This is a genomic window from Gelidibacter sediminis (assembly GCF_004364975.1).
In the GTDB taxonomy this organism is placed as follows: domain Bacteria; phylum Bacteroidota; class Bacteroidia; order Flavobacteriales; family Flavobacteriaceae; genus Gelidibacter; species Gelidibacter sediminis.
This window is the reverse complement of record NZ_SOBW01000007.1, coordinates 665,777-685,949: the sequence shown is the minus strand read 5'-3', so window position 1 is coordinate 685,949 and position 20,173 is coordinate 665,777. Positions and strand designations below refer to the sequence as shown.

Here is a 20,173-nt window from a genome sequence, read left to right as displayed (position 1 = left end):
TCTATGGCTTAAAACACTTTACGCATACATTATGTTAGAAAACATTATTAAATTTAGTTTAAGGAATAAGCTGATTATTCTACTATTTATGGGGTTTGTAGTGGGTTTTGGAATTTACTCCTTGACAAAAATCTCCATTGGTGCCGTTCCGGATATTACCAATAATCAAGTGCAGGTCATCACCACCTCGCGCAATTTATCCACTCAAGACGTTGAACAATTTATCAGTTATCCGATAGAATTGGAAATGGCGAACTTACCTGGTGTTGTAGAGATTCGATCCATCTCAAAATTCGGACTTTCCGTGGTGACCATCGTTTTTGAAGATGACATGGGTACTTACTTGCCACGACAATTGATTGCCGAAAAGATAAAAACCGCATCTGAGAAAATTCCTGAAGGCTTTGGAACACCAGAAATGGGGCCGATTACTACAGGACTGGGCGAAATTTACCAATATATCTTAGATGTAAAACCGGGCTATGAAGACCGGTATAACATTACAGAATTACGCACCATTCAAGATTGGATTGTCAAACGGCAACTGTCTGGAATTCCGGGGGTCGTAGAGGTCAATACGTGGGGAGGCTTTTTAAAGCAATATGAAGTGGCCATCAACCCGCAGCAATTGACTGCCATGAACATTTCAATCTCCGAATTATACGAGGCGCTCGAAAAAAACAACAGTGTTGCGGGTGGTGGGTATATAGAAAAGACCAATCAGGCTTTTTTTATTCGAGGTGAAGGCTTGATCAGTTCCTTAGAGGATATTGAAAATATTGTGGTTAAAAATGATGGTGTCCCCACCTTGATAAAGGATGTCGCTAGCGTTGATTTTGGAAGTGCCACACGTTTTGGAGCTATTACTGGAAATGGTGAAGGGGAGAAAGTTTTGGGGCAGATCATGATGATTAAGGATGGCGACTCTAAAAAAATTATTGAAGCGGTAAAGGATCGGGTGGCGTCTATTGAAGAAACTTTGCCTGAAGGTGTCTATATCAATGCGTTTTTAGAACGTACAGAACTTATTGACAAAACCACATTTACCGTAGCGGAAAACTTAATTTTAGGCTCTCTCATCGTCATTTTTGTAGTGGTCTTATTATTGGGAAATTGGCGATCTGGCTTAGTAGTCGCGTCAGTGATTCCGTTAAGTTTGCTATTCGCCATTTCTCTTATGAATGTCTTTGGAGTCGATGCCAATTTAATGAGTCTTGGCGCTATCGATTTTGGGATTATTATTGATGGATCGGTAATTATTGTAGAATTCATTGCCTTTCAAATCACCACCCAAAGTGCCAAAATAAAGAGGCTCACCAAAATTGATCAACAGACGGAAATTGATGAGATTACGTTAAAAAGTGCCTCTAAAATGATGAATTCTGCCATTTTTGGGCAACTCATCATTCTCATCGTGTTTATCCCTATCCTGTCTTTAAGTGGGGTGGAAGGCAAAATGTTTAAGCCCATGGCTATGACCTTTAGTTTTGCATTAATAGGGGCCATGATTTTTTGTCTTACTTATGTTCCTGTAGTATCATCTATATTTCTGAAGGCCACTAAACAAAGCGAAACCAATATTTCGGCTCGCTTAATGCACTATTTAAACAAAAAATACCGACCAGTAATCCATTGGGCATTGTTAAACACACGCATTGTCATTGGAGTGTCAGTGGTGTTGTTGGTATTAAGTGGATGGATTTTTAGTAGGATGGGAGGCGAGTTTGTACCTACGCTCGATGAAGGTGATTTTGTAATCCAACCGGTTTTAAAAACGGGAACCTCGTTGAGTAAAACCATTGAAATCACTACTAAGATAGAGCAGATTTTACTCGATAATTTTCCTGAAGTAGAACAGGTGGTTACGCGTATTGGCGCTGCTGAAGTCCCTACTGACCCAATGTCTATGGAAGAAAGTGATGTGATCATCAAATTAAAACCAAAAAGTGAATGGGTTTCTGCGAGTTCTAAAAATGAATTGGCGGATAAATTTAAGGAAGCCCTTCTCGTCATTCCAGGAATGGACGTAGAGTTTACCCAACCTATAGAAATGCGTTTTAATGAGTTGATTACGGGAGTGAGGGCCGACGTAGCGATTAAGATTTTTGGTGAAGATTTAACTGTATTGGCCAATAAGGCTGAAGAAATAAAGATATTAATTCAGGACGTTGAAGGTGCTTCAGATATTATAGTAGAGAAAGTAGAAGGTTTGCCACAAATGAGCGTCAACTTTAATCGGGCTAAAATTGCACGTTACGGACTGAATATTGCCGATTTGAACCAACTGATTTCTTCTGGATTTGCTGGTGGCATTGTGGGGAGTGTGTTTGAAGGCGAAAAACGATTTGATTTGGTGGTCCGGCTAGAGGAGTCCAAACGGAAAAATTTGGAAAGTCTTCAGAACCTGTATGTAGATACGCCAAATGGCGGTAAAATTCCGTTGAGTGAATTGGCCGATATTAGTTATACGACTGGTCCTGCCAAAATATCGAGAGATGATACCAAGCGTCGCATTGTGGTTGGTGTCAATGTGAGAAACAGAGATTTACAGTCCGTTGTTGATGAGGTTCAGACGCTTATTGAAACAAATGTCAAACTCCCTGCGGGGTATAGCGTCACCTATGGAGGGCAGTTTGAGAATTTACAAAGTGCCAAGGCCAGGTTATTGGTAGCGGTTCCGGTTGCCTTGTTATTAATTTTTATTCTATTGTATTTTGCCTTCCATTCCGTTAAAGATGCCTTATTGATTTATACGGCAATTCCACTTTCGGCAGTAGGGGGAATATTATTTTTATGGCTTCGCGATTTACCGTTTAGTATTTCAGCAGGTGTCGGGTTTATTGCGCTTTTCGGAATTGCAGTGCTTAACGGGATTGTATTGATAGAACATTTTAAAGAACTCAAAAGTGAAGGCATGACCAACATTGAAGAACGTATCAAAAGAGGGACGCAAGAACGGTTAAGGCCGGTATTATTGACCGCTTCAGCGGCGGCGCTAGGGTTTTTGCCTATGGCTATTTCTACCAATGCTGGGGCAGAAGTGCAACGTCCGTTAGCTACGGTGGTGATTGGCGGCTTGATTAGTGCAACAATTCTAACTCTAGTTGTATTGCCGGTACTGTACGCTTGGGTGGAAAAGAAAAAAGATCTGAAAATGAAAAAGTCAGGATTGATAACCGTTATGGCGCTGATGTTGACTTTCAATATGAATGCTCAAGAACAACCGATGACAATTGAAGAAACCATTAACATCGCCATTGAAAATAACGCCGGCCTAAAAGCCTCTTCCTTGCAAATTGAGGAAACTGATGTTTTGGTTGGAAGTGCTTTCAGTTTCGATAAAACCGAAATATTCTATAAACATGAGAATGGTGCCGGTGCCAATGAAGCTTTAAAAGTGTTTGGGGTTTCTCAAGATTTTAAGTTTCCTACCGTCTATTTTGCAGATAGAAAGGTCAACAGGTCTAAGGTTGGCTTGCAAGAATCGGCACACGCTATTAAGCTTCAAAGTTTGAAAAAGGAAGTGTATGCGGCCTATTATAATTTGAGTTACGCTAAAAACAAATCAGAATCTTATCGGTTTTTAGACAGTTTATACCAAAATTTTGCCAAGGCTGCCAAGCGCCGATTTGAATTGGGAGAAACTAATTATTTGGAAATGATCACCGCCCAATCCAAACAAAAACAATTGGAAACCTTATATAGGCAAGCGCAGCAACAAGAAGTCATTTATAAGGCACAGTTACGTAAAATTGTTCAAGTGGAAGACATAACTGTCAATAAACATGCTTTACAGAAATTGGAACTCAACCCACAAGCGCTCAATGACAATGTTGGTTTGCTGTATTATGACGCATCCAAAACATTTTATGAGGCCAAACTGCAACAGGAAAAACAAAGTTTACTCCCTGATATAACGCTCGAATATCAACAAGGTGCCAATGACGGCTTTAATAATGACTTTGAGAGTTATCAAGTAGGATTGAAGATTCCTTTCTTGTTTTCGGGTAATTCGTCAAAAATAAAAGCGTCAAAACTTGCTCAAGAAATTGTTGAAGAGCAGCAACAGGACTATCAAACCAAATGGGAAGCTGAAAAAGAGGCATTATACGCCCAATTGCAGCAGTATCATGAAGCAGTAGTGTACTATGAAACCCAAGGCAAGCAATTGTCAGAAGAAATTATAAAAACAGCAGAACGCACCTTTAAAGAGGGCGAGATTGATTTTTTCCAATACATTCAAAGTGTGGAAACTTCAAAAGATATTGAAATGACCTATTTGGATAATCTTAATGCCTATAATCAAACCATAATTGCAATCAATCATCTAATTTTAAACTAATGAAACAGCTATATATCTTATTTGTTTTCACGCTTGTAATGGCTTGTGGAAATGATAAAAACGAAGAAAAAACAGAAGAGTCGAAAGTGGCACCCCATGCGCTGGTCATCACTAAAGCCCAATTTGAAGGTGAAAAGATGACTTTTGGCAACATTGCCGAACATGAATTTAATACGACTATTAAGGTCAACGGCATGATTGATGTGCCCACCCAAAATAAATCGAGTGTGAGCACATTTATGGGCGGTTATGTGACCAAAAATCCGCTATTGGTGGGCGATGAGGTTAAGAAAGGGCAATATCTGCTCACTTTAGAAAACACAGAAATTGTGGAAATTCAGCAGGAATATGCCGAGGTAGCTGAACAGCTCAATTTCTTGAAGTCGGAATTTACCCGCCAAAAGACGCTTTATGATGAAAATATCACCTCACAAAAGAACTTTTTAAAGGCGGAAAGCACTTATAAAAGCAGTTTGGCACATTACAACGGCTTAAAAAAGAAGTTGCAAATGATGAACATTAATCCGGCATCAGTAGAAAAAGGTACCATTAGCTCCAGTATTAATCTATACGCTCCCATTGATGGATTTGTAACTAAAGTTAACATCAGCAACGGGACTTACGTGTCTCCGTCAGACATTATTATGGAAATTATTGATACAGAGCATATTCATTTAGAATTATCAGTTTTTGAGAAGGATATTCTTAAAATTAAGAAAGGTCAGACTATCGACTTTAGAATTCCAGAAGCATCTGATAGCATTTACAAAGCAGAAGTGCATTTGGTTGGGACCACTATTGATCCTGAAAATAGACGCGTCGTGGTTCACGGTCATATTGAAAATGACCACACTGCATTTATTGTAGGCATGTTTGTGGAAGCCCAAATTATTGTTGGCTCATCTCTAGGAATGGCATTGCCTAAAACTGCGGTTATTCAGCAAGAAGATGACTATTACGTATTAATGTTAGACCGTGAAACGGATGCGGGTTACGAGTTAAAACAACTAAAAATAGACTTAGGAATGGAAACTGAAGATATGGTTGAAGTGTTAAATTCAGTATCTTTAAAAAATAAAAAAATTGTTATGGATGGCACCTACATGTTGCTCAACAACGCTGATGACGGTGGACATTCGCATTAAAATATAATTATGGCAGAACAATCCAATGGCACTCACGATCATGCTCATAATCACGATGGTATTTTCGGTAAACGAACAGAATTATATTTCTCATTACTTTGTGGCGTTTTTCTATTAATAGGGTTTTTAATAAAAACATTCGGATCTGAAACCCAATCCATATGGATGTATCTGACACCTTTTATCATCTCTTATGCATTTGGTGGTTACTACATTACCATTGAAGCCTACGAAAAAATTAAAAGAGGCGGTTTCGAAATTGATTTTTTAATGATAGCGGCTGCCATTGGAGCAGCTTATATTGGGAGTTGGGCCGAAGGTGCGTTACTTTTATTTTTGTTCAGTTTAGGGCATGCATTGGAGAGTTATGCCATGAACAAGGCAAAAAAATCGATTGAAGCTCTAGGCGATTTAAGTCCGAAGACCGCCTTAGTAAAACGCGATGATAAAATAGAAGAGGTTCCCGTAGAAGAATTAGAAATCAATGATATAATTGTAGTCAAGCCAAATTCTAAAATTTCGGCAGATGGCGTCATCATTAGTGGGAGCAGTGCTATTAATCAGGCCTCTATTACTGGAGAAAGTATGCCAATTGACAAAACCGCTATTGACTCTACGGAAAATCTTCCTCAATTCAAAGATATTGATGCTTCAAATGTTGTGTTTACTGGAACTATTAATGGCGACGGAAGTATAGAGGTGCTCGTGCTTAAACTGAGTAAAGACTCTACTGTTGCCCGTTTGATTAAAATGGTAAGCGAGGTAGAGACCCAAAAATCGCCTACGCAGCGAATGACCAAAAAATTTGAAAAATGGTATGTGCCTATCGTTATTTTGGTGGTGATTATACTATGTTTTGCTTACGTAGTGGTCGATGAGCCTTTTGGCGATAGTTTGTATCGTGCCATCACGGTATTAGTGGCAGCAAGTCCGTGCGCCTTGGCAATTTCAACACCGAGTGCTGTTTTAAGCGGAATTGCGAGAGCAGCTCAAAAAGGGGTGTTGATCAAAGGTGGGAAAGCGTTGGAAGATTTAGGATCCATCACCACCATCGCTTTTGATAAAACCGGAACACTTACAGAAGGTAAACCGAAACTCACCAATTTAGTGCCTTATAAATACACAGAAACTGGTTTGGCGCGTCTTGTTTATGAAGTGGAAAGCTTGAGTAATCATCCGTTGGCAAGAGCCATTGCTAAAGATTTACAGTTGCTTTATGTGATGGAACATGAGAATATGGCATCAAATGTTACTGCCATTCAAGGAAAAGGAATCAGTGCTACATTTAAAGAAAAACCTGTATTTATAGGGAACGAAAAATTAATGACCGATGAAGGCATGACCATCGCTCCTGATTTGCTTTTAGAGATGCAGGAGATGCTGTTAGGAGGTCATACGGCCATGTTAGTGGCGTATGATAAGGAAGTTGTGGGATTGATTAGCGTAATGGATGTTCCACGAGCAACGGCTGTCAGTACCTTGAAAAAATTGAAATCCATCGGTATAAAACGCATGGTAATGCTTACTGGAGATCATCAAAATGTGGGAAATGCAATTGCCAAACGTATTGGATTGACTGAAGCTCGGGGTAATTTATTACCAGAAGACAAGGTGGAAGCTGTTAAAAAATTAATGCAACGCGATGGCAAGATTGCAATGGTTGGTGATGGCGTTAACGATGCACCTGCAATGGCATATAGCACTGTGAGTGTTGCTATGGGCGCTGCAGGAAGTGATGTGGCGCTAGAAACTGCCGACGTAGCCCTCATGTCTGACAAAATTGAAATGTTGCCATTTGTTATTGGGTTGAGCAGGGCTTCAAAACGCATCATAACCCAAAATATTTGGATCAGCATGGGTGTTGTAGCGTTGTTGGTGCCTGCTACCATATTAGATTTGACCAATATTGGTCTTGCAGTAGCTTTCCATGAAGGGTCTACTTTGGTGGTAGTTATTAATGCATTACGTTTATTGGCGTATTCAGAAAAATAAAGGCAGAAAACTATTTTGATCTACCGTATGTTTATTTATTATTAATGCCTTTTTTAACGCAACTTTTTCAATTACTTTGCATCTTAAAATTGACAGACCCTTCTAACCAAAATTAATAATTTATGAAAAGTTGTATCCTTGCTGTGCTGATGCTATTTGCAGTTGTGGCCACACAGGCTCAAAATGATAGTATCAAGAAAACACATTCAGGCAAAAATGAGCTAAAATTAAATGCGGTATTTCTCTTATTTGGTTCTTTTGAACCGAGTTACGAACGCAATTTAACAGAGCAGTCCTCTGTAGGGATTTCAGCTTTTATCCCTTTTGATTCCAAAAATTTTGATATGGATCTTAACTATTATATCTCGCCTTATTATCGTATTTTCTTTGGTAATAAATATGCCGCTGGTTTTTTTCTGGAAGGATTTGGAATGTTAAACTCTATAGACCGCGAGTACGCTATTCATACTCCAGACGGTGGTCGTAAGTATTGGGATGAAAACGTTACTGATTTTGCTCTAGGATTTGGACTTGGTGGAAAATGGTTGACCTCTGGTGGATTTGTATTTGAAGTCAATGGCGGTATTGGGAGGAACTTCTTCAATACCAATAATTCAGAATATTATGATTACTCGCCTATCGTCGGGAAATTTGGTTTCAATTTGGGATACCGATTTTAATCTATTATAGAAATATAAAATCCAAATCCCGATAGTAAGCTATTGAGATTTGGATTTTTATATTTTATTAATTCAACATTGAGTAGAATTATATTTTCTTTAACCACGATTTCATATCTACTTCCTTTTTGATAAGATCCCGTAAGTCTTCAATTTTAACGCGTGTTTGCTCCATAGTATCTCTATGGCGGATGGTGACGGTTTGATCTTCTAAGGTATCATGATCTACAGTAATACAAAATGGCGTGCCATTGGCATCTTGACGTCTGTATCGTCTTCCAACCGCATCCTTTTCATCATAGGCCACATTGAAATCCCACTTTAAATCATCCATAATCTGACGTGCAATTTCCGGTAACCCATCTTTCTTAACCAAAGGTAAAATTGCAGCTTTAACCGGTGCTAAAACAGCAGGTAATTTTAATACGGTGCGCGTTGTATTATTGTCCAGCTCTTCTTCAACCAAAGCATTCGAAAATACTGCTAAAAACATTCGGTCTAATCCGATAGAAGTTTCCAGCACATATGGTGTATAGCTTTCATTAGTTTCATGATCAAAATACTGAAGTTTTTTGCCTGAAAACTCCTCGTGTTGTTTAAGATCGAAATCGGTTCTAGAATGGATGCCTTCCAACTCCTTAAACCCGAATGGGAATTTAAATTCGATATCTGTAGCAGCATCAGCATAATGGGCCAATTTTTCATGATCGTGGAAACGGTAATTTTCATCGCCCATTCCCAATGATAAATGCCATTTCATTCGAGTTTCTTTCCAGTGTTCAAACCATTCTTTTTGAGTGCCTGGTTTGATGAAAAATTGCATTTCCATTTGTTCAAACTCACGCATCCTAAAAATAAACTGTCTTGCAACAATCTCATTTCTAAAAGCTTTTCCTGTTTGAGCAATTCCAAACGGAATCTTCATACGGCCTGTTTTTTGAACATTTAGGAAGTTTACAAAAATTCCTTGTGCAGTTTCAGGGCGAAGGTATAAATCCATCGCACTTTCAGCTGAAGCGCCCAATTTGGTACCAAACATTAAGTTGAACTGCTTTACCTCAGTCCAATTTCTACTCCCCGTTAACGGATCAGCAATCTCTAATTCTTCAATAAGCGCTTTAACGTCAGCTAGATCTTCAGATTCTAAAGATTTTGCCATACGGGATAGGATGGTTTTTATTTTATCGTAATATCCCACAACTCTAGGGTTGGTAGATATGAATTCTTCTTTATTGAAAGCATCCCCAAAACGTTTCGCGGCTTTATCAACTTCCTTGTCAATTTTGCCTTCAATTTTAGCGCAGTAATCTTCTATAAGTACATCTGCCCGATAACGTTTTTTAGAATCCTTGTTATCTATTAAAGGATCATTAAAGGCATCAACGTGCCCAGACGCTTTCCAGGTAGTGGGATGCATAAAAATAGAAGAGTCAATGCCCACAATATTATCGTGCATTTGTACCACGGCTTTCCACCAGTAGTCACGTATGTTTTTCTTTAATTCAGCCCCATTTTGTGCGTAGTCATACACTGCACTTAGGCCATCGTATATTTCACTACTTTGAAACACATATCCGTATTCTTTAGCGTGAGATACAACTTTCTTAAATTGATCGTCCTGATTTGTCATAACTGCAAAAATAGAAAACCGTGCCAATTAAAGGAACGGAATCTGTAAATAAATTTTATTTAGAAGTTAGTTCAAAACCAATTGGGTTTCGCCTAGTTTTCGATCTTTAAGAAAAACCGATACATAATAAGTGCCTTTAGCAAAAGGTTTATCATTTTTTTCAGCCACTATGCTAGTGCAGACATCAAGAACTTTGTTGTTGTAATGAATGAGTTGCTTATTACTGTAAAGCAATAAGGATTCTCCAAATTGAATCGCGCCTTTATCAGCAATGACATTGTTTAACGGGTTCAATACTTGAATGTAAATTTCCTTGTTTCCTTGTTTTGCCAAAGCATTTTCAGCTAGTGTAAAACAGACATCAATACGATTGCTCTGAGCAGCTTTGGTAGTCTCACTAGAATGAGAGTCAGATTTATATGCTTTAGCATAAAATGAATTTGCGGTGATAATAGCACCGGATTCAATCTGCTTATTTAATGAGGCGTTAATTTTTGTTAGAGCGTTATTGGTCTTTTGTTGTTCTTCTAGTGCATGTAGAGCAATCAATTTATCCTTTTTGAGACTTTTGTTTTCAGAGGCTAATGAGTCAATGGTTTTAAAAAGAAAGTCATTTCTCATTTTGATATCAGAAAGTTCAGATTTGAACCGTGTCAATACTGAAAAATCACTTTTTAGAAGTCTTAATTTTGCTAATGCTGAAGTCGTATTTTTCTTCGCAACAAGCAATTGTTGAGAGAGAACGTCGCTGTCTTCTGAGATTTCATCATATTTGACGAGCATTTGAGACAATTCACTTTCAATCAGTTTCTTCTCTTGTTTTAGAAATTGTTGTTGTGCTTTTTCAGATTCATAAGTGGTAAAACCGACTATTGTTAACGCAACAACAGTCACAACCAATGAGCCAATAATGAGTTTGTAGTTAAAAAAACGAGGGATAACTATCATTATTAATTATTAAGGGAAAAGGAGATTGAAATATTATTTACCGAAATTATAGATTAAGTTTGTTCTAGCGACTTTTATTCGATTAAATGGTAAAAAATTTGTTAAAATTGTTTTTTCCGGAGATTTGTCTCACATGTGACAACCCATTGGAAGATAATGAACTACATATTTGTACGTTGTGTAGGCATGAGATGCCCTTGACTGATTTTGTGGATTTTCAGAAAAATGAAGTTTCTAAAATTCTTTATGGTAGGGTTCAGTTATGCTATGCCACCTCACTTCTTTGGTTTTCGAAAAAAGGAATTGTACAGCACTTGCTTCATAACTTAAAATACAAAGGTCATGAGGAGGTGGGTGCGTTTTTAGGACGTTGGTTAGGAGAAGAGCTCCGCAGGCATGAAGAGTTTAGGTCGGTAGATGTAGTGGTGCCTGTACCTCTTCATGCCAAACGGATGCGCCAACGAGGATATAATCAAGTACACAAATTTGGAAAGGAAATCGCTAGCGCTTTAAATTGCGATTTTAATAAACGTGTTTTACAAAAGACTAAAGCTACTAAAACCCAAGTTTTTAAGGACCGATTAAGACGGTGGAACAATGATGACACGGTGTTTTCTGTAACGGATTTTAAAATCTTAAAAGGCAAGCATATTTTGCTTGTAGACGATATTATTACTACGGGTGCTACTCTTGAGACCTGTGCTAATGCCTTGATGAAAATTGAAGGCATCACCATAAGTATCGCAACAATGGCAATTGCTGAGTAATTTTTTCGTTTCAATTAAATATGTCGTTAATTTGCTAAAATTTGTGTGTACAGATGTTTAAAAGCTATTATAAATTATTTCTTTTTATTGGTATTCTTGTTACGCTAGTTAATTGTGCCAATAGAGGGACACCATCTGGAGGTGAAAAAGATACGCAACCGCCGCAAATTGTAAAGTCAGTACCAGCAAATTATACCACTAATTTTAAGGGCAATGAAATCAAAATTTATTTTGATGAATATATCAAGATAAAAAATGTTCAAAAACAACTTATTATTTCACCTCCCATGGATCCGCAGCCTGATGTGATGCCCCTTGGGAGCGCCAGTAAATACATCACCATAAAAATAAATGACACCTTACAAGCCAATACGACCTACGCATTTAATTTCGGGCAGAGTATTGTAGATAATAATGAAGAGAATCCGTATTCCTATTACAAATACGTGTTTTCTACAGGAGATTACATTGATTCACTCTCTGTGAAAGGAGCTGTCATTGATGCTGAAAAACGTGAGCCAGAAAAGTTTGTAACGGTTATGTTATATGAGGTTAACGCTACGTATACAGATTCTACTGTTTATAAAAAGCAACCTAAATATGTCACCAATACTTTAGATAGTGTGAGTACTTTTAGTATTGATAATATCAAGGCAGGTAAATACCGTTTGGTGGCATTAAAAGATGGAAATGCCAATTATACCTATCAACAAAAAACGGATAAAATTGGGTTTTATGAGCAGGAAATTACGGTGCCTACAGATTCATTTTATGAACTAAAGCTGTTTAAGGAAATTCCTGAATTTAGTGTAGAGCGGCCAACTCAAGTTGCCAAACAAAAGATAGAATTTGGATTTCGGGGCGATTATAATTCGGTGCGCATTGAGATGCTCGGTACTAAACCTGAGGGTTTTGAGCATCGTCTCGTAAAACATGCGCAGAGAGATACTTTATATTATTGGTATAAGCCAAATGTTGAAATGGATACAACATATTTTGTTGTAAAGAATAACACATTTAGTGACACCTTAAAACATCGGTTCAGGGCCCTAAAAGTCGATTCGCTAAGCATTAAGCCTACCATGGCAAGTGCTGTAAATTTTGATGATGATTTTTCTATCGAAGCTAATGTACCTCTTGAACGGTTGGATGAAAGTCTAGTAACAATCATAGATAAAGACTCGCTTAGTATTCCTTTCAAAACTGAATTTGATACTTTGAAAAACAGGTTTCATTTCAAGTTTAATAAAATTGAAGCGAATACTTATAAAATTAAGCTATTACCACAAGCTATCACAGATTTTTTCGGTAATGTTAATGACACATTAAGGTATGAGTTTAAAACCAAGAAATTCTCAGAATTGTCGGATGTCCGGGTGACATTGGTTGATGCCAGATATCCTGTGATTGTACAATTAACAGATGAAAAAGGTGTCGTGAAATACGAACAATATGCAGATAAACCCCGATTGTTTGATTTTAGACATATCAATCCGGCAAATTATTACTTAAGAGTTGTTTATGATGCCAACGGAAATCAGAAATGGGATACGGGAAGTTACCTAAAGAAGATTCAACCTGAGCGTATCAGTTATTATGCTGACAAGGTAGAGGCTAGAACAGGTTGGGATACCGTGTATACGTTTACCCTATTGAAAACTGATCCCGATCTGATAGAAAACTAAGTTTGTTTCTATACATTTTAATGTCTTTTTTCTTAAGCCTTACAATTTCAATAGCTTCATTATCAAAAGGTATAGTGTCTAACCTGTTGCCTAAAACATCATAAGCAGCGGAATGACCAGTGTAATCATGGTTATTATTATCAGTGCCCACTCTATTAACACCTACACAATAACTCATATTCTCTATGGCACGTGCTTTTAACAAGGTGTCCCAAGCTGTGATGCGGGATGCTGGCCAATTGGCAACATAAATAAGTAAATCGTAATTTTCAATATTCCTTGACCATACAGGAAATCTGAGATCATAACAAATTAAAGGACAGATTTTCCATCCTTTATAATCTACAATGAGTTTTATAGTGCCAGCGGTGTAAACCTTGTCTTCACCTGCTAACGTAAATGTGTGGCGTTTGTCATAATGTTCTATTGAGCCATCGGGATGCACAAAAATCAAACGGTTGTAAAAGTTGCCGTTTTCCTTTATGACCAAACTACCCGTTAAGGCAATTTGATTTTTAATTGCCAAAGTTTTTAACCAAGAAATGGTCTCACCCTCCATGGTTTCTGCTACATGAGATGGATTCATGGTAAAACCAGAAGTGAACATTTCGGGAAGTATAACAAGATCTACAACATCATCAAGAGCGTTGATTTTATTTTCAAAATCAATTCTATTTTTCCGTGGATTTTCCCACACCAATTTTGACTGAATCAGGGCGATATTTAAATTATCAGCCACTATGAGCGTCTTAATGCTTTTGTAGCTTTGTCCAAATCTTTGGTGTAACGCTCTAATTTTTTGAGCCATTTCGCATCGTCATTTGGAGAAAGTTTGCCTCTCATTTTAAGCCGTTCGTATTTCTCTTGATTCTGCTCGAGTCTTTTAGCTGCTTTTTCGAATTTATCCTGAGCTTTTTGTTTCTTTTTAAGCTCATTTGCAGCGCGCTTTTGTGCCTTTTCAGATTTTTTGGCTGCTTTTTCTAATTTTTTTCTGGCAGCTTCGGCCCTACTAGCCTCTTTCTGTTGATTTTTCAAGGTTTTAAAAATGGCGTCTTTTTCGCTGGATTCTAAACTAGCGGTAATATCAATGCCGTCTTTAAAAATAGATTTACCTTTTACCTCATATACTTTTCCATTGCTGATAACTTCTTGCGCACTAACGAGCGTCCCTAGGCATAAGAACAGTACTATTATCCAATTTTTCATATCTCAATACTTTAAGTTTCTTTTGTGTTGTTATTACACCATTTGTCACCACGTAATCAATGTGGTATAGTGTATATGCAAAGTTAAAGTATTAAAGGCAATCTTCTGTTTATATAGTTAAAGTTTTCAATAGATTGTAAATTACAGTTAGATGTAGATTGTTTGATGTTTAGTCCTTAAATCTGATTTATAATTTCAGCGGCATGATTTAAAGTTTCGTCAGTTTTGGCTAAACAAAATCGCAACACTTTATTATCTAAATTATGAGTGTTGAACACTGATAGTGGAATGGAAGCAATTTTATGGTCTGTTGTCAGGCGTTTCGCAAAATCTACATCGTCCTCGTGTGTTATTTCTGAATAGTCCAAAACTTGAAAATAAGTGCCTTTTGCTGGGACGAATTTAAAACGGGAATCCGTTATAAGGCTCAGAAACAAATCGCGCTTGTGTTGATAAAAATTAGAAAGGCCAAGATAATGGTTAGGTTCTTGTAAGTATTCTGCCAATGCTTTCTGAACGGGATGGTTGACGCAAAACACATTAAATTGATGTGCTTTCTGAAACTCGGCCATTAACTCTTTCGGAGCACAGCAATAACCGGTTTTCCACCCCGTATTATGAAATGTTTTTCCAAAAGAAGCTACAATAAAGCTTCTCGATTTCAAATCAGGAAATAGGCATGCGCTTTGATGTTTCTCACCATCAAAAATGATATGCTCATACACTTCATCACTCAATAGGATAATGTCCGTGCCTCTTAATAAATCTTCTAATATCACCATGTCTTCTTTAGTAAAAATGGTGCCGCTCGGATTCTGTGGGGTATTGATTATGATCATTTTTGTTTTGTAGGTGATAATTTTTTTAACTTCATCCCAATTCACTTTATAATGGGGTGCTTCCAATTGTACCGAAACAACCTTGCCACCATTAAGCTCTACAGCAGGGTCGTAACAGTCATACGCCGGCCTGAACAAGATCACTTCGTCATCTTGTTTTATAAACGCCGAAATAATCGTAAAGATAGCTTGAGTTGCACCTGCAGTTACTGTAATTTCTGAATCTGGATGATACGATGTGTCATAGAGTTTCTCAAATTTATTCGCAATGGCCACGCGTAATTCCATAATTCCAGCCATTGGCGCGTATTGATTATGGCCTGAATTCATAGCACTGCTAACTAAGTCAATAAGTTTCTGATCACTCTTAAAATTTGGAAACCCTTGTGATAAATTTAATGCTTGGTGGTCTTGAGCCAGGCTGCTCATTACAGTAAATATCGTGGTGCCCACATTGGGAAGCTTGGATCGGTGTTGCATTTTAGGATGGTTTTGAAATAAGAAGATAATATAAACAAAAAAACTTACAATCATAGTCAAGGGTTCTTGGCTGCGCCGTTATCAATTTAACCTGCAATTCATATGTAAATAGTTTACTTTTCGTAGCGGCTTGCTTATATTTGAAATCTTTTTAAAACCATTGTGAAATATGAAACTTATAAAATTCTTAGTTTTTTTTATTACCCTTCAAGTTTCTGCCCAACAGGGAGGTATGTGGATACCGTCCTTACTTCAGGGCATGAATGAAACTGAAATGCAAAGTCTAGGCAGTAAATTGACTGCAAAAGATATTTATGATGTCAATAATTCAAGTTTAAAAGATGCCATTGGGCATTTTAATGGCGGTTGTACCAGTGAGGTTATTTCGCCAAAAGGCTTGATTTTAACGAACCACCACTGTGGTTTCAGTCAAATTCAATCGCATTCATCTCTAGAAAACGATTATCTGAAAAACGGCTTTTGGGCCAAAACGCTTAGTGAAGAATTGCCTAATGAAGGATTGTTTGTTGAATTTATCGTCAGAATAGAAGACGTTACAAAACAAGTTTTAGAAGGTGTTACTGCTGATATGTCAGACAGAGAACAACAAGCTAAACGAGGAAGTAACAGTACTGCCATTGAAAAAGCAGCAAAGAAAGAAGAGTGGCAAGACACAAAAATAAAAGCGTTTTACAAAGGCAATCAATATTTCCTTTTCATTACGGAGCGTTATGAAGATGTGAGGTTGGTAGGTACGCCACCATCAAGTATTGGAAAGTTTGGATCTGATACTGACAACTGGGTGTGGCCACGTCATACAGGCGATTTCTCAATGTTTAGAATCTATGCTGACAAAAATAACCGCCCCGCAAAGTATTCTAAAGATAATGTGCCGTTTAAACCTAGGCATTTCTTACCAGTATCTTTGGACGGAATTAGTGAAGATGATTTTACGATGGTTTTTGGTTTTCCAGGAACTACGGACGAATATCTACCAGCTGTAGCCGTGGCACAAATTGTAGAGAAAATCAACCCTAAAACTATTGCGATTAGAGAGGCTGCTTTAAAGGTTATTGATGCCAATATGAAAGCGGATGATCAAATCAGAATCCAATATGCCTCAAAACAAGCGCGTATTGCAAATGCGTGGAAAAAATGGATTGGTGAGAATTTAGGAATTGAAAAAAGTGGTGCTATCGGCATTAAAAAAGCACAGGAAGCTGAATTTACAAAACAGTTAAAGGCTAAAGGATTGGATGGTAAATACGGACAAGTTTTACCAGAACTTGAACGTTTATACAACGAAATTGAGGAGGTGAATGTGAAGCGTCGTAGTTTTATTGAGGTATTTTTAAGAACTAATGAGTTGACTCCTGTAATCTTTAATCTTGCGCAACTTGAAGGTGCAGCGGCTAACGGAGAAGAAGCTTTTGAGAAACAAAGAGATGCTAATATAAGTCGGTTGAAAGGTATTTATAAAGATTATAACGTTACTGTAGATAGAGGCGTTTTCGAATCTGTAATGCCTTTGTATACTGATCATGTAGACGCCACTATTTACGATAAAACAGCCTTTACTAACTTGGAGAGTGCGTTGAAAGTGTTGGAAGGTACTTCGTCAGAAGTGTTAGAGAAGTTGAATAATGATGCGGCATATCAATATTTGAAACCTTTTATCATTGAGTTTTATACGGTTATAGAACCAAAATTCCAAGAGCTTAACCCGCAGATTAATGCTCTTGAGCAACAATACATGACCGCATTAATGGAAGTGTTGCCAGAGCAACGTTATTTCCCAGATGCTAACGGAACCTTGCGCGTTACCTACGGAAAGGTTAAAGGCTATGAGCCAAGAGATGCAGTATATTATGAGCCTGTAACCTATTTGGATGGTGTTATGGAGAAATATGTGCCTGGCGATTATGAATTTGATGTGCCTGAAAAATTACAGCAATTATATGCAGATAAAGATTTCGGTCAGTATGCAGATGCTTCAGGGAAAGTGCCAGTGAATTTTATCGGAACAAACCACACCACTGGAGGAAACTCTGGTAGTCCAGCCATTGATGCCCACGGAAACTTAGTCGGTTTAAATTTTGACCGTGTTTGGGAAGGTACCATGAGCGATATTTATTACGATCCAGAAATTTGTAGAAATATTATGGTCGATTTACGCTATGTGTTGTTTATAGTTGATAAATATGCTGGTGCAAAACATTTAATTGATGAAATGACTTTGGTGCACCCAAAGACTAATAAAAAGACTGGCAAAACTAAAAAAGCTAAGAAGAGCAAATAATTCGTGTTCTTAAAGAGGAAAGACCCTTTCAATTGTTTGAAAGGGCCTTTTTGTCTAATTACGTTATTAAGTATTTTCGCCTGTGGCGATAAATACGAGAATGTCATTAACGCATCTGTCCAAGTCGTTAAAAATCTCCTTTGTCCAAAACCGAAACACGGTATAACCCATTTCAACTAGTTCTTGATTGACCTGCCTGTCGCGTTGCATGTTACGTTCAATTTTGGGGATCCAAAATTTTCTATTGCTTTTGATGCTGTCTTTTCGCTCATCCCAATTGTAGCCGTGCCAAAATTCGCCATCAATAAAAATGGCGAGTTTGTATTTCTTTATGGAGATATCAGGTTTGCCCGGTAGTGTTTTGCTGTCTATACGATAGCGAATGTTTTTAGACCATAAAGCTTTCCTCAATAAAAGTTCAGGTTTGGTGTTTTTACCACGAATTCGACTCATTATTTTTGAGCGCTTTTTGGTGGTATAAAAACCAGATTCCTCATTGAATCTTGGAACGATTATTTTAGGTTCATCATAGGCCATAATACTATACAAGTTAAGAATTATAAAGGTGAATTGAAATGGGGCTGTAGATTTTAATATGCTTCAAGAAAGTGCAGTAAGTAACGATTGTCAGTTCGAGTGTCCTGAAAGCTTTGGGGAGGTTTTTAGTTTGGGAATGGTTATGTTGGAGCTTTTAGGATGTATCGAGAACATTTAGATAGTGTATTTTAACACGCTTCTCGATACTATTTTCAATCCCTAACGGGCTTGAAAATCACTCGAAGTGACAGTAAGTAACGATTGTCAGTTCGAGTGTCCTGAACGCTTAGGGAATTGTTCTGTTTGAGAATTATTAAGTTGAAGCTTTTGGGATGTATCGAGAACATTTAGATAGTGTATTTTAACACGCTTCTCGATACTATTTTCAATCCCTGTCGGGCTTGAAAATCACTCGAAGTGACAGTAAGTAACGATTGTCAGTTCGAGTGTCCTGAAAGCTTTGGGGAGGTTTTTAGTTTGGGAATGGTTATGTTGGAGCTTTTAGGATGTATCGAGAACATTTAGATAGTGTATTTTAACACGCTTCTCGATACTATTTTCAATCCCTAACGGGCTTGAAAATCACTCGAAGTGACAGTAAGTAACGATTGTCAGTTTGAGTGTCCTGAAAGCTATGGGAAATGTTTTTGGTTGAAAATTATTAAGTTGAAGCTTTTGGGATGTATCGAGAACCTTCCTGATTTATAAATCGTCTCAAAGCATCGTGAGTTTTACTTGAATTTCTTCTTTGCGAGATTTGGTAACTTCTCAAATTCATTATCGATCAAGGCTTCTTTTTTGGCTTTTGACCATTTTTTGATCTGTTTTTCAATCATGATTGCTTGATTTGGATCTACAAACTCTTGATAAAATGCAAGAATTAATGGTCTTCGATTGTATGTATAGCTTTCTTTATATTTGCCCGATTGATGCTCCATAAACCGTTGCTCAAGATTTGATGTGAAACCTGTGTAATAGGTTTCATCAGAGCATTTGAGAATATAGAGATAGTAAAATTTCATACATAAATATACGCTTCTCGATACTATTTTCAATCCCTAACGGGCTTGAAAATCACTCGAAGTGACAGTAAGTAACGATTGTCAGTTCGAGTGTCCTGAACGCTTAGGGAATTGTTCTGTTTGAGAATTATTAAGTTGAAGCTTTTGGGATGTATCGAGAACATTTAGATAGTGTATTTTAACACGCTTCTCGATACTATTTTCAATCCCTATCGGGCTTGAATATCACTCGAAGTGACAGTAAGTAACGATTGTCAGTTCGAGTGTCCTGAAAGCTATGGGAAATGTTTTTGGTTGAAAATTATTAAGTTGAAGCTTTCAGGATGTATCGAGAACTTTTCGCTATTATATTTTAAGTTTTTATACGCTTCTCGATACTATTTTCAATCTCTAACGGGCTTGCAAATCACTCGAAGTGACAGTAAATAACGATTGTCAGTTCGAGTGTCGTGAAAGCTTTGGGAATTGTTTTGGTAGAGAATTATTAAGTTGAAGCTTTCAGGATGTATCGAGAACTTTTCGCTATTATATTTTAAGTTTTTATACGCTTCTCGATACTATTTTCAATCCCTAACGGGCTTGCAAATCACTCGAAGTGACA

General features: G+C 37.5%; 14 protein-coding genes. 7 read left to right on the top strand and 7 right to left on the bottom strand.

Features of this window, described 5'->3' with window-relative positions:
- The first annotated feature begins 31 nt into the window (after positions 1 to 31).
- The 4 genes from BXY82_RS02900 to BXY82_RS02885 all read left to right on the top strand — a co-directional run bounded on the left by BXY82_RS02900 (position 32) and on the right by BXY82_RS02885 (position 8,159).
- Positions 32 to 4,342 carry a CusA/CzcA family heavy metal efflux RND transporter gene (locus BXY82_RS02900; protein ID WP_133756673.1) on the top strand — a complete coding sequence of 1,437 codons (4,311 nt, stop codon included), beginning with the start codon at positions 32 to 34 and terminating at the stop codon, positions 4,340 to 4,342.
- A complete protein-coding gene (locus BXY82_RS02895) occupies positions 4,342 to 5,487 on the top strand; it encodes an efflux RND transporter periplasmic adaptor subunit (RefSeq protein WP_133756672.1) in 1,146 nt (381 codons plus the stop codon). Before BXY82_RS02900 ends, BXY82_RS02895 begins: the two co-directional genes overlap by 1 nt.
- Before the next feature lie 9 nt (positions 5,488 to 5,496).
- Positions 5,497 to 7,479, top strand: coding sequence for a heavy metal translocating P-type ATPase (locus BXY82_RS02890; protein ID WP_133756671.1), 1,983 nt, complete (start codon positions 5,497 to 5,499; stop codon positions 7,477 to 7,479).
- A gap of 122 nt (positions 7,480 to 7,601) precedes the next feature.
- On the top strand, positions 7,602 to 8,159 hold the full coding sequence (locus BXY82_RS02885; RefSeq protein ID WP_133756670.1) for a DUF3575 domain-containing protein: 558 nt from the start codon (positions 7,602 to 7,604) through the stop codon (positions 8,157 to 8,159).
- 88 nt (positions 8,160 to 8,247) lie between these two features.
- Here the strand turns inward: BXY82_RS02885 and BXY82_RS02880 are convergent, their stop codons facing one another.
- Positions 8,248 to 9,789, bottom strand: a complete 1,542-nt coding sequence (locus BXY82_RS02880; RefSeq protein WP_133756669.1) for a glycine--tRNA ligase — start codon at positions 9,787 to 9,789, stop codon at positions 8,248 to 8,250.
- A gap of 66 nt (positions 9,790 to 9,855) precedes the next feature.
- Positions 9,856 to 10,737 carry a hypothetical protein gene (locus BXY82_RS02875; RefSeq protein ID WP_133756668.1) on the bottom strand — a complete coding sequence of 294 codons (882 nt, stop codon included), beginning with the start codon at positions 10,735 to 10,737 and terminating at the stop codon, positions 9,856 to 9,858.
- Between the two features lie 98 nt (positions 10,738 to 10,835).
- On the opposite strand from BXY82_RS02875, the gene BXY82_RS02870 reads away from it, so the two are divergent.
- Together BXY82_RS02870 and BXY82_RS02865 are read left to right on the top strand one after the other, a co-directional pair.
- Complete coding sequence (locus BXY82_RS02870) at positions 10,836 to 11,504, top strand: ComF family protein (RefSeq protein ID WP_317128554.1); 669 nt, start codon at positions 10,836 to 10,838, stop codon at positions 11,502 to 11,504.
- A gap of 53 nt (positions 11,505 to 11,557) precedes the next feature.
- A complete protein-coding gene (locus BXY82_RS02865) occupies positions 11,558 to 13,189 on the top strand; it encodes an Ig-like domain-containing domain (RefSeq protein ID WP_133756666.1) in 1,632 nt (543 codons plus the stop codon).
- Here the strand turns inward: BXY82_RS02865 and BXY82_RS02860 are convergent.
- From BXY82_RS02860 to BXY82_RS02850, 3 genes are all read right to left on the bottom strand, one after another.
- Positions 13,149 to 13,928: an amidohydrolase gene (locus BXY82_RS02860; RefSeq protein ID WP_133757403.1), complete on the bottom strand. Its 780-nt coding sequence runs from the start codon at positions 13,926 to 13,928 to the stop codon at positions 13,149 to 13,151. The two genes, BXY82_RS02865 and BXY82_RS02860, sit on opposite strands and share 41 nt — an antisense overlap.
- The gene (locus BXY82_RS02855) at positions 13,928 to 14,395 is read right to left on the bottom strand and encodes a hypothetical protein (RefSeq protein ID WP_133756665.1); all 468 of its coding nucleotides are present in this window, start codon (positions 14,393 to 14,395) and stop codon (positions 13,928 to 13,930) included. The genes BXY82_RS02860 and BXY82_RS02855 overlap by 1 nt, the downstream gene beginning before the upstream one ends.
- Positions 14,396 to 14,571: 176 nt before the next feature.
- Positions 14,572 to 15,714 carry a methionine aminotransferase gene (locus BXY82_RS02850; protein ID WP_133756664.1) on the bottom strand — a complete coding sequence of 381 codons (1,143 nt, stop codon included), beginning with the start codon at positions 15,712 to 15,714 and terminating at the stop codon, positions 14,572 to 14,574.
- Between the two features lie 169 nt (positions 15,715 to 15,883).
- On the opposite strand from BXY82_RS02850, the gene BXY82_RS02845 reads away from it, so the two are divergent.
- On the top strand, positions 15,884 to 18,013 hold the full coding sequence (locus BXY82_RS02845) for a S46 family peptidase (RefSeq protein ID WP_133756663.1): 2,130 nt from the start codon (positions 15,884 to 15,886) through the stop codon (positions 18,011 to 18,013).
- A 66-nt stretch (positions 18,014 to 18,079) separates the two neighbouring features.
- On the opposite strand, the gene BXY82_RS02840 is transcribed toward BXY82_RS02845, so the two are convergent.
- Together BXY82_RS02840 and BXY82_RS02835 are read right to left on the bottom strand one after the other, a co-directional pair.
- Positions 18,080 to 18,550 carry a very short patch repair endonuclease gene (locus BXY82_RS02840; RefSeq protein WP_133756662.1) on the bottom strand — a complete coding sequence of 157 codons (471 nt, stop codon included), beginning with the start codon at positions 18,548 to 18,550 and terminating at the stop codon, positions 18,080 to 18,082.
- A gap of 731 nt (positions 18,551 to 19,281) precedes the next feature.
- Positions 19,282 to 19,572, bottom strand: coding sequence for a GIY-YIG nuclease family protein (locus BXY82_RS02835; RefSeq protein WP_133756661.1), 291 nt, complete (start codon positions 19,570 to 19,572; stop codon positions 19,282 to 19,284).
- Between the last annotated feature and the right edge of the window lie 601 nt (positions 19,573 to 20,173).

What these genes read in the sequence shown, in the direction of transcription:
- BXY82_RS02900 (WP_133756673.1), top strand. Translation starts at nt 32, where the DNA reads ATGTTAGAAAACATTATTAAATTTAGTTTAAGGAATAAGCTGATTATT.
- BXY82_RS02895 (WP_133756672.1), top strand. Translation starts at nt 4,342, where the DNA reads ATGAAACAGCTATATATCTTATTTGTTTTCACGCTTGTAATGGCTTGT.
- BXY82_RS02890 (WP_133756671.1), top strand. Translation starts at nt 5,497, where the DNA reads ATGGCAGAACAATCCAATGGCACTCACGATCATGCTCATAATCACGAT.
- BXY82_RS02885 (WP_133756670.1), top strand. Translation starts at nt 7,602, where the DNA reads ATGAAAAGTTGTATCCTTGCTGTGCTGATGCTATTTGCAGTTGTGGCC.
- BXY82_RS02880 (WP_133756669.1), bottom strand. Translation starts at nt 9,789, where the DNA reads ATGACAAATCAGGACGATCAATTTAAGAAAGTTGTATCTCACGCTAAA.
- BXY82_RS02875 (WP_133756668.1), bottom strand. Translation starts at nt 10,737, where the DNA reads ATGATAGTTATCCCTCGTTTTTTTAACTACAAACTCATTATTGGCTCA.
- BXY82_RS02865 (WP_133756666.1), top strand. Translation starts at nt 11,558, where the DNA reads ATGTTTAAAAGCTATTATAAATTATTTCTTTTTATTGGTATTCTTGTT.
- BXY82_RS02855 (WP_133756665.1), bottom strand. Translation starts at nt 14,395, where the DNA reads ATGAAAAATTGGATAATAGTACTGTTCTTATGCCTAGGGACGCTCGTT.
- BXY82_RS02850 (WP_133756664.1), bottom strand. Translation starts at nt 15,714, where the DNA reads ATGCAACACCGATCCAAGCTTCCCAATGTGGGCACCACGATATTTACT.
- BXY82_RS02845 (WP_133756663.1), top strand. Translation starts at nt 15,884, where the DNA reads ATGAAACTTATAAAATTCTTAGTTTTTTTTATTACCCTTCAAGTTTCT.
- BXY82_RS02840 (WP_133756662.1), bottom strand. Translation starts at nt 18,550, where the DNA reads ATGGCCTATGATGAACCTAAAATAATCGTTCCAAGATTCAATGAGGAA.
- BXY82_RS02835 (WP_133756661.1), bottom strand. Translation starts at nt 19,572, where the DNA reads ATGAAATTTTACTATCTCTATATTCTCAAATGCTCTGATGAAACCTAT.